The 2,708-nt window shown below is 57.0% G+C and carries 2 protein-coding genes; both read left to right on the top strand.

Going from position 1 to position 2,708, the window contains the following annotated elements:
• The first annotated feature begins 457 nt into the window (after positions 1-457).
• Entirely contained in the window at positions 458-1,810 is a 1,353-nt protein-coding gene (locus AB4043_RS26310) for a hypothetical protein (protein ID WP_442308629.1), read from the top strand.
• A partial coding sequence (locus AB4043_RS26305; protein ID WP_442308628.1) for a PQQ-dependent sugar dehydrogenase occupies positions 1,698-2,708 on the top strand: 1,011 nt, incomplete at its 3' end. The genes AB4043_RS26310 and AB4043_RS26305, both read left to right, overlap by 113 nt.

Genomic DNA, 2,708 nt, shown 5'->3' with positions numbered 1-2,708 from the left:
CGCCTGGTGGGGGAAAAGTCTGCAAAGGATTGCACGTTACCTGCGGTTGCGTGAGGAATTTCGATTCCTTCGCCCCTCCAGAGTGCAGTTTTCGTGGCATAGCGATTGCTTCGTTACTGCCATAGCAGCTTGCTGCATGTCTCCGCCGGTTCTTTGAAGGAGAGGACGAGATGACTACGTACAAATTAAAAAATCAAGCTGTAGCACTCCTGGTTGTAATGCTGCCGTTATCTTTTGTCGGACAGACTTCCAAACACAAGACGCCCTCTCCGCTGGAGATCGCGAAGAACTCAATGCCGTTACACCTTACACGTGAAACAGCCTCGCTAGCGATGAAAACCAAAGCAGCAGCGATAGCCTGCACAAAGCGCTGTACAGCACAAAGTACACCGGAGCTCTGTCTTCTGTTCTCAGCGTGAACACGGCGGCGCCGAGTGCGCAGAAGCGCCATCTTCAGATGGACATGGGGTATGCCGGTGTGGGCGCGATCTTCAGTCATTCTCTTGGAAAGAAGGCTGCATTCCTCACACAGTATCGCCGCAGCGTGATCAACTACTTTACCGATGACATCGGTATCGGCGGTGCGCCGATTTACTCCGGAACACTGGCTCGTGTAGACACGCATCCGACCGGAAAGGACACGGTCTTCGGCCTGTATATCGGTGGCAATGACAAGATCGCCCTCCGTCCAAATCTGCAGGACAACGAAGACCCGGGTTACATCAGCACGACGTACACAGGGAATCGCGGTATCTATGCCGCGACGTGGAACCACATTGTCTCCGGCAGCACGCTGCTGACAAGCCAGGTGAGCTACGCTTCATCGCACACCACGACCTCGCAGATGAACGCCATGCAGAACAACGCTCCGGTGTACAGCGATGACCTGAAGGAAGGGCTCAGCAACGGCCGTTTTGAATGGCTCTCTGACAGACGCAGAGCAACAGCAGTATCGCCGCAGGCCAGTGTGATGGTGCAGCTTACCAAGAGCGTGCGCTTCTTCGGCGGAGTTGCGAACTATAGCCAACAGGTGCCGCTGCCCACCGTGCTGGGTATCGCATCGAACCGCACTCTGAAGCCGATCTCCGATGTGCAGTATCAGGCAACGGTGGTCTACGAGACTGAGCGTGGAGACCGCTTCAGCATCGGCGGATATCACAAGGTGTACTCGATGTATCCGGTATCGGAGGAGCATCCGACGCTCAGCCTGGCCAACATTGTGGATACCTTCGGACAGCCCTTCCTGTATATGCCGATGGTCAGCAAAGGATCGGGTATCTCCAATGGCGTTGAGGTCGAATTCAACTCGAGCTTCAACCGCAAACTGTTCGTTCGCACCAACGTGGGCCTGGGACGTTCGTTCGCGACGGCTCTGGATGGCGTCTCGCGTCGCACCAACTATGACATGCCTCTGCGGACTAACCTGATCGCCGGTGTCCGCATGGGCAAGAAGCAGGTCTTCACGACCCGCTACTCCTCGCACACCGGTACGCCGTACACACCGTACCTGGTGATGCAGTCGCAGCTCCAGCAGCGGCCGATCTATGACGTCACCAGTGTCAACACTGCACGTGGCACTGACATCGAACACGCACTGGAGCGWTTTCCCTGTTGCTCGAACCCGCGTGAGATGACGGATATCTATGGTTCAGGCGAGAATGGAGTCGCTCCAATATTCCCGTCGGAGGATTTCCGGAATGAAGCGCAATTCCTTGCTCGTCCTCGCGTCAGCCATGGCTCTTGTTACCTCTGGCGCTGTAGCCCAGCAGATTCGTACCGGCCAGCAGGCCTGGGCCGGCTATGCCGATGAGAAACCCGGTCAGCGCTGGAAGATCACCGTCGCCGATCTGCCGGAGCCGAATGAAGCCGAGGCGGTGGGGAATGGACCGCATCTCGTGGACCGTCCGCAGAATGCCTGGCCGCAGGCGCCCGCGGGATACAAGGTGGAGATCTACGCTCAGGGATTTGATATCCCGCGCCTGATGCGTACGGCCCCCAATGGAGATGTGTTTCTGGCGGACACCGGTGCCGGCACGATCAAGGTGATGCGTGGCGTAGGTGCTGATGGCAAAGCCGTGACGGTAGAAACCTTTGCCAGCGGACTCGATCGCCCGTTCGGAATTGCCTTCTATCCGCTGGGGCCAAATCCTCAGTATGTCTACGTGGCCACGACAAAGTCGCTCTATCGCTATGCGTACAAGAATGGCGATCTAAAGGCCGCGGATAAGGGCGAGCAGTTGATTGAAAAGCTCTATCCGATGGCTCCCGGTAGCGGGCATTCCACGCGCGATGTGGTCTTCTCGAAGGACGGAAAGCGGATGTTCATCTCCGTGGGCTCAGGCTCGAACGTAGATGACATGGATACGCATCCCCAGGAAGAGCATCGTGCCGATGTGCTGGAGTTCACACCAGACGGTAAGTTCGTGAAGGTGTATGCCGCAGGCATTCGTAATTGCGTGGGTGAGGCCATCAATCCCACGACGGGCGAGCTATGGTGCTCGACCAACGAACGCGACAACCTCGGCAACAACCTGGTGCCGGACTACATCACCAGCGTCAAGGAAGACGGTTTCTATGGCTGGCCCTGGTTTTACATGGGCGGTCATCAGGATCCTCGCCACAAAGGCAAGCATCCGGAGTTGAAGTCGAAGGTCATGACGCCGGACGTTCTGGTGCAGCCACATATGGGATCGCTGCAACTGATGTTC

Origin of the sequence: Terriglobus sp. YAF25 (assembly GCF_052113305.1) — a bacterium.
Lineage (GTDB): Bacteria > Acidobacteriota > Terriglobia > Terriglobales > Acidobacteriaceae > Terriglobus.
This window is presented reverse-complemented; position numbering and strand designations above follow the sequence as displayed.